We start from the raw sequence: 6681 nt of genomic DNA, 5'->3' as shown, positions 1-6681 counted from the left end.
ATGCCGAGGGCTTCTCGGTTTAAGCCTGTGGAATAGGAAGTGCCGACACCCTATGAAACCCAGATAATCTGGAGGAAGCAGGAAGGGAACTTTAACACGGTTTCTACCGAGTTATATCAGTTTCTCATAGCAGCTCAAGGAGCTTAAACAGTTAAAATGGATCATTAATTATAGTCTATAATTCCTTGAGCAACATCCCCTTTCAATCCCCCATGTTTCTTTAGGGGGAGAATTAAAACTACAAAACCCGTCCCGATACAGTAAATTTTTTGAGGCATCCATGGCTACCCCAATCACAAACAGTCCCGAAAAAGAAAAAGCTCTGAACCTGGTACTAAAACAAATTGAGCGTAGTTTTGGTAAAGGTGCCATCATGCGCTTGGGTGATGCCACCCGCATGAAAGTGGAAACAATTCGGAGTGGGGCAATTACCCTAGATTTAGCCTTGGGGGGTGGTCTGCCAAAAGGTCGCATTATAGAAATTTATGGTCCAGAAAGCTCTGGTAAGACAACCTTAGCCTTGCATGCTGTCTCAGAAGTCCAAAAATCTGGGGGAGTTGCAGCGTTTGTTGATGCAGAACACGCCCTTGATCCTACCTACTCTGCCGCTTTGGGGGTTGACATCGAAAACCTTTTAGTATCTCAACCTGACACAGGGGAATCAGCCCTAGAAATTGTGGATCAACTGGTTCGTTCTGCGGCAGTGGATATCGTTGTTATTGACTCCGTAGCTGCTTTGGTACCCCGTGCAGAAATTGAGGGGGAAATGGGTGACAACCAAGTTGGGTTACAGGCGCGGTTGATGAGTAAAGCGCTGCGAAAAATTGCTGGTAACATTGGTAAGTCTGGGTGTACTGTTATTTTCCTCAATCAGCTACGACAAAAAATCGGCATCACCTATGGTAGCCCAGAGGTGACTACGGGTGGTAATGCACTTAAGTTCTATGCTTCAGTTCGCTTGGATATTCGTCGCATTCAAACCCTGAAAAAATCTAACGAGGGGGAATATGGGATTCGTGCTAAAGTTAAAGTTGCCAAAAACAAAGTTGCTCCTCCTTTCCGCATTGCAGAGTTTGACATTATTTTTGGCCAAGGGATTTCCCGCTTAGGGTGTCTGGTGGATTTAGCAGAACAAACCAAAGTCATTCTGCGCAAGGGAGCCTGGTATAGCCACAATGGAGACAATATTGCTCAAGGTCGGGATAATACAGTTAAGTATTTAGTTGAACATCCCGAGTTTGCTGAGAATATTGAGCAGCAAGTACGTCAGGCCCTCGACATGGGAGCAGTAGTTTCCGCTAACTCAGTGGCTCCTATGGATAGCAAGGACGGAGATAGCATCGAAGCAGGAGATGAGGAGGCTTAATTTATTAGTTATCAGCAATCAGCAATCAGCAATCAGCAATCAGCAATCAGCAATCAGCAATCAGCAATCAGCTATCAGCAATCAGTTATCAGCTATCAGCTATCAGCTTTTGAATAAGCGATGCAGCCCGCGCTGCCGTGGTTCCTCCCACTTGCTATTGGATAAAGACAACAGGTAAGGATTGGAATAATGCTGAGTGAAGTCACAGGCTGGAAGCCTGTGCCACAAAGCTCACGGCTGACGGCTGACCACTGACCGCTGATAGCTTAATGCTTACAACTCACTTTTCTTCAGTGTACTTTCTAATTAAAAAGCGGTCTAGAATTTCTAACTGCTGAGCCGGAGTGAGTTCATCAGAGGAGGTTGCTCCTTCAAGCTCTTGCATTTCTTGTGCAGAGTCTTCTGAGGCAAATACGTCTGTTTCTTGCGGCTCTAGAAATGGGTTAGTATCTCGGCTGATCTGATCTTGAGATAAGGATGAGGCAATTGTTGCTTGAACACTGCTTAAGTTGTTTTCTGCTGCTAAAGCTTCGATTTGGGCTAGGATATCTGAGCTAATGTTGTCTACAGTCTTAGTCTGTTTGCAAAAGAAAAAACTAAAACTAATGCTAGCAAGTTGAACATACTCCCCATCCTGGAGCAGATGAGGTCCTTTGACTCGTTTTCCATTGATAAAAGAACCATTAGTGCTCTTCAGGTCAATTAAGTAAAATCCCTGCTTCTGAATGTGCTGAATAGCAGCATGATCTCTAGACAAACGCTTCTCGGGGAGCTGTATTGCTGACTGGCGTCCCCGACCGATTGTCCAAATTCCTTGAGGCTGGAGCAGGGTTTGACTTTTACCATTCACTAGGTTAGTCAGCAAATAGGCTTGTTGACCCTGAATGACACCAGCTACATATCGTGTTTCAAACAAGCCGATAGGATGGTTACTTTTGTCCAGCTAAAGATTTTTTGTCTAGTAGAGTGTATTGATGCTTTTCGGTAAAATCTAGACGAGCCTAAACATTTAGTTCGCACCTAATCCGAGCCGTTAGATAGGCTATGCTCACCATGGCTTGCATGGCTTCCATAATCTTCTTGTCCCATTAGTATACCCTGAGATTCCTCTGTGGATCCAAGGAGTGTCATGGTTTTCCTGCTATTATAATTTCCGTTCTGCCTTATTTTCCAGGCGAAATAGCCAAACCATCAACATAACTACACCAATTTGCAGAGCCAAGTTAGGCATGGCAGTCGCTACAGATTTCCCAGCAGCTAACTGGGCTAGAAAAACCATGGCACCGATAAAACCAGAGGCACCAAAGGCAATATAGATAAATTTTCTTAAGCCTCGGTAGGGATTTTGAGCTTCTGCTTTTAGCCTGGCATACTTCTCTGGATTCATTTTTGGCCTAGAGACTTTGGGATTGGGGTCAGGATTTTTTGAGTTCGAGTTTGTCATTAATGTTTTACCCTAACTTAGCTGACTGATTTGCTATTGCTATAGTAATATTTGCTATATTAATAAACTGGTGCCGATGTAGCTCAGTGGTAGAGCATTCGATTCGTAATCGGACGGTCGGCGGTTCAAATCCGCTCATCGGCTTTGGGTAAGCATTCAGTTATCAGTTATCAGCTATCAGTTATCAGCTATCAGCTATCAGTTATCAGCTATCAGTTATCAGCTATCAGTTATCAGCTATCAGCTAAAGGCCTTTGGCCACCCTACTTGAGGTTCTATCAGCTATCAGTCCCAGCGTCGAAGCCTGTGCTACGTAGGCTAATGTTCGCGCAGCCTTTCCGTAGCGCAATCGGTGCTTTTGAATAAAATAAGCTGACGGCTGTTCCCGTAGCGTGAGCTAAAAGCTCACGGCTGACGGCTGATGGCTGACGGCTGATGGCTGACCACTGATCACTGACCACTGACTGCTTACCCAGCTTTTATCCCACTTTTCAGGATATTAAACGTTAAATGGGAGCCACCTTTAGGTATGATCTTAAAAAAGTATGAAGTTAGTCGTGTCAAAAGCTCCGATGGTGAAAGTTCTAGGGTTGGTAACCTAGAACTTTCACCATCGGAGCCATGTCTCACGTAGTGCTTCATCTTCCGTATTTCATATCTTCTTGGGAGAACTCAACATGGTAACCCTCAAAATCGTTGTTTATGTAGTCGTTAGCTTCTTTATTGGCTTATTTGTCTTTGGATTCTTGTCAAACGACCCATCTCGTAACCCCAAGCGGAAGGATTTCGAGTAAATAGCGACCGCTCAACTAGAGATAGCCACAGCTCTTTAACAAGGGACTATCCACACAAAACCACCCTATTCGAATAGGGTGGTTTTGTATTTGTGCTTAATTAATAGTAATATGGGCTGTCTTTGTCGATAACCGATTTGGAACTACAATCTTGGGGATTGAGTCAAGGATTGTTGGTCTGAATAGTAAAACACCAGCCAATTAGTGAAACATGCCCCAGCCAGTTCAGCCGCCGGTCGTACCCGCAATTATTCAAACTGTTAAACTTTCCCAGACCACTAGCGACCTAGATAAATTATCTCAAAGAATAACTGTTTCGGCACCGTACCAAACACAGAAAAACCAGGTACTGCTCAAACCCTACCCGACAGGAGAGCTCAAGGTTGAGGCTTTACCAATATTAGGCACAGACAAAAGCGCTGCTAGCTTAGGTCTACCTATTTCCCGAGCAGTTGGCCAGACCTTGCTAAGGATAACAAACAGCCAAGACAATTGGCAACTAGGGCAAGGAAAACAGTGGCAACAATCTCTTCTAAAACCAGCAATAGAGCAACCACTCCATCCTGATTTAACCTCCTTACTCAAGAGTCCAACTCCAGAAGCACGATCAATCTCGGTTACTTCTGAGACAGGGGTTGCTGATTCTGGGTATGATTCGGCCTCCCTAGCCCCCCAGCGAGCAATCCCTCGCTGGGGGGAACAAAACCTTCCAAGTCCCCCCGAGGGAGGGATTGCTCGCTCGGGGGATTTAGGGGGCTTTCCCAAAACTACGCGATCGCCCATTCATACTTCAATTCAGCTTAAACCTGAGCTAACACCTGAGCCTGGGAATCAAGAAAGATTCTTTGCTGTTAACTCTTACCCCAAACGATGTTCTACTCTCGAAACCTTACCCAGGCCAGATGACCCCTTGAGCATCAGTCCAAATTGCCCTTTGCCATTGCCTAGGAGCAAGCGTATTATAGCTCAAGAGCGGGGGGGAGAGACTAGAGAGTTTGAGTTAATCATCCCTGAACAATCTAACCCACCTTCCTTAGACGAGACTGCACCACCTTCAGACCAAGACTCGTCTCAACCCCAATCTGGTTCGGAGTTAGATTCCGAGGTTACTGCTCCCACAAGTACCTTCGATACTAATGAGCCAGACATACTTGAACTGACTTCAGACCGTCAGGAGTATGACGATACTAGACAAGTGATTACAGCGGTGGGCAATGTTACCTTGCGGTTTCAAGATGCCTTACTAGAAGCTGACCGTTTGCAAGTCAACTTGCCTAATAAGATTGTAGTTGCGGATGGGAATGTGGCTCTGACTCGTGGTAACCAGGTGTTAGAGGGAGAGCGCTTTGAGTATTATTTTGTTCAAGATACTGGTGTGGTTTTGAAGGCTAGGGGAGAATTTGTCAGAGCAAACTCAGATTCTGGGGCAACCCCCCCAACTCAACCGGTCAGTCGCAGAATTATTAATAGCCAGCCCTTAGCTGGAATTAGTAATCCCGGAGCCTTTGCCATTGAGTTTGGTGCTAGGATTATTCCCAATTCTGAAACTGGGGCAACCACAACCACTATCGAATCCCCGGACATCGAAGGGACTATCAATCGATTCCGCTATGAAGCAGACCGGGTGGAGTTTGACGGGTTAGAAGGAGTTGCTACTAATGTCAGAATTACCAATGACCCCTTCTCCCCACCAGAGTTGGAGTGGCGCACCAAGAATGCTCGATTTCGGCGGATTTCTCCAGAAGTAGATGAAGTAATTGCTAAGAATCCTCGACTGGTGTTTGATCAAGGGTTTTCCTTGCCTACATTTCGTGAACGGTTTGTGATTGACCGCCGTGAGCGGCAACCGAGTTTATTGGATTTTGGGTATGATGATGACGACCGGGGTGGTGTATTTATCCAGCGTGGCTTCAAGGTGGTTGATAGTCCCTCGGTCAGGTTCAGTCTAACACCACAGTTTTATATTCAAAAAGCCATTCTTGGAGACAATGATGAAGATGAGAATAATGATGCAGAAGGTGGTGGCGTAATCGATCCCGCTAACTTTGGCTTGCTGGTTGACCTTGATGCTTCCTTAGGGCCACGCACTACACTAGTAGGTTCCGCAGAACTCACTAGTCTGGATCCTGATGATCTAGAAAACGAAACTAGGGGAAGTTTGCGCCTCCGACAAACTATTGGCACCACTTACCCTCATCGCTTAACTTTGGAATCCAGCTACCGCGATCGCCTTTTCAATGGCTCTTTGGGTTTCCAAACCGTTCAGAGTAGTATTGGTGGTGTACTTGAATCACCGACAATTCCCATCGGGCAAACCGGCTTGACCATTAGATATCAAGCTGGCGTTCAGCGTATTAACGCTAACACCGATCGAGCAGACTTGCTACCTCTGCCACCTCGGGATAACAATCGGATTAGTTTAACCCGTTATCAAGGCAGTGCAACTCTAAACTGGACACAACCCCTTTGGCAAGGTGACATATTGCCAGCAACTGCTGAAGAAGGTATGCGCTATACACCAGCACCAATTTTACCAAATGTTCAACTAAATTCATCCATTACCGGTGTGGCTAGTGCCTATAGTAACGGTGATTCTCAAGAATTTCTTCGTGGTAGCATTGGCTTAACTGGGCAATTCGGTCATTTTTCTAAACCCTTTCTCGACTATACCGGTTTTAATATCGGCTATAGTCAAGTAGCCTTAGGCAACACATCACCATTTTTATTTGACCGAGTTGCAGATACTCGAATCCTTAATGCTGGTATTACCCAACAACTCTATGGTCCGTTTCGAGTCGGTTTCCAAACTTATCTAAATTTAGATACAAATGAGGAAATTAGTACTGACTTCTTTTTAGAGTATTCTCGTCGAAGCTACAATATTTTATTGCGCTATAATCCCGTTCAACAACGGGGTTTAGTTGGTTTACGAATTAATGATTTTAATTGGACAGGTGCCACAGAACCCTTTGATACGTTTAGCAATAGCTGGGAGGATGATTAGGAATTAGGGAGTTGGGTGTAGGGTGTAGGGTGTAGGGTGAATAAAATTGAATGGCTCTGATAATTATCAGAAA

The 6681-nt window shown here is 45.1% G+C and carries 7 protein-coding genes and 1 tRNA gene; 5 read left to right on the top strand and 3 right to left on the bottom strand.

Annotated elements, in window-relative coordinates:
* The first annotated feature begins 280 nt into the window (after positions 1–280).
* Complete coding sequence (gene recA / locus F6K46_RS09410; RefSeq protein WP_075900675.1) at positions 281–1366, top strand: recombinase RecA; 1086 nt, start codon at positions 281–283, stop codon at positions 1364–1366.
* Positions 1353–1544, top strand: a complete 192-nt coding sequence (locus tag F6K46_RS09405; protein ID WP_293111432.1) for a hypothetical protein — start codon at positions 1353–1355, stop codon at positions 1542–1544. Before recA ends, F6K46_RS09405 begins: the two co-directional genes overlap by 14 nt.
* 102 nt (positions 1545–1646) lie before the next feature.
* On the opposite strand, the gene F6K46_RS09400 is transcribed toward F6K46_RS09405, so the two are convergent.
* Both F6K46_RS09400 and F6K46_RS09395 read right to left on the bottom strand, forming a co-directional pair.
* A complete protein-coding gene (locus tag F6K46_RS09400) occupies positions 1647–2282 on the bottom strand; it encodes an FHA domain-containing protein (protein ID WP_075900677.1) in 636 nt (211 codons plus the stop codon).
* A 228-nt stretch (positions 2283–2510) separates the two neighbouring features.
* Positions 2511–2810, bottom strand: coding sequence for a DUF3493 domain-containing protein (locus tag F6K46_RS09395; RefSeq protein WP_293055486.1), 300 nt, complete (start codon positions 2808–2810; stop codon positions 2511–2513).
* Positions 2811–2882: 72 nt separating this feature from the next.
* On the opposite strand from F6K46_RS09395, the gene F6K46_RS09390 reads away from it, so the two are divergent.
* Positions 2883–2954, top strand: a tRNA-Thr gene (locus F6K46_RS09390).
* Positions 2955–3088: 134 nt separating this feature from the next.
* Here F6K46_RS09390 and F6K46_RS09385 read toward each other — a convergent pair.
* Positions 3089–3271, bottom strand: coding sequence for a hypothetical protein (locus F6K46_RS09385; protein WP_293055483.1), 183 nt, complete (start codon positions 3269–3271; stop codon positions 3089–3091).
* 216 nt (positions 3272–3487) lie between these two features.
* On the opposite strand from F6K46_RS09385, the gene F6K46_RS09380 reads away from it, so the two are divergent.
* Both F6K46_RS09380 and F6K46_RS09375 read left to right on the top strand, forming a co-directional pair.
* Positions 3488–3604, top strand: a complete 117-nt coding sequence (locus F6K46_RS09380) for a photosystem II reaction center protein I (protein WP_075900681.1) — start codon at positions 3488–3490, stop codon at positions 3602–3604.
* 211 nt (positions 3605–3815) lie between these two features.
* Positions 3816–6608 (top strand): DUF3769 domain-containing protein, encoded by a 2793-nt coding sequence (locus F6K46_RS09375; protein WP_293055479.1) that lies wholly within the window; start codon positions 3816–3818, stop codon positions 6606–6608.
* The last annotated feature ends 73 nt before the right edge of the window (positions 6609–6681 follow it).

Source organism: Moorena sp. SIO3E8 (assembly GCF_010692445.1).
GTDB classification, from domain to species: domain Bacteria; phylum Cyanobacteriota; class Cyanobacteriia; order Cyanobacteriales; family Coleofasciculaceae; genus Moorena; species Moorena bouillonii.
The sequence above is the reverse complement of the archived record's forward strand: the minus strand, read 5'-3'. Positions and strand labels throughout refer to the sequence as shown.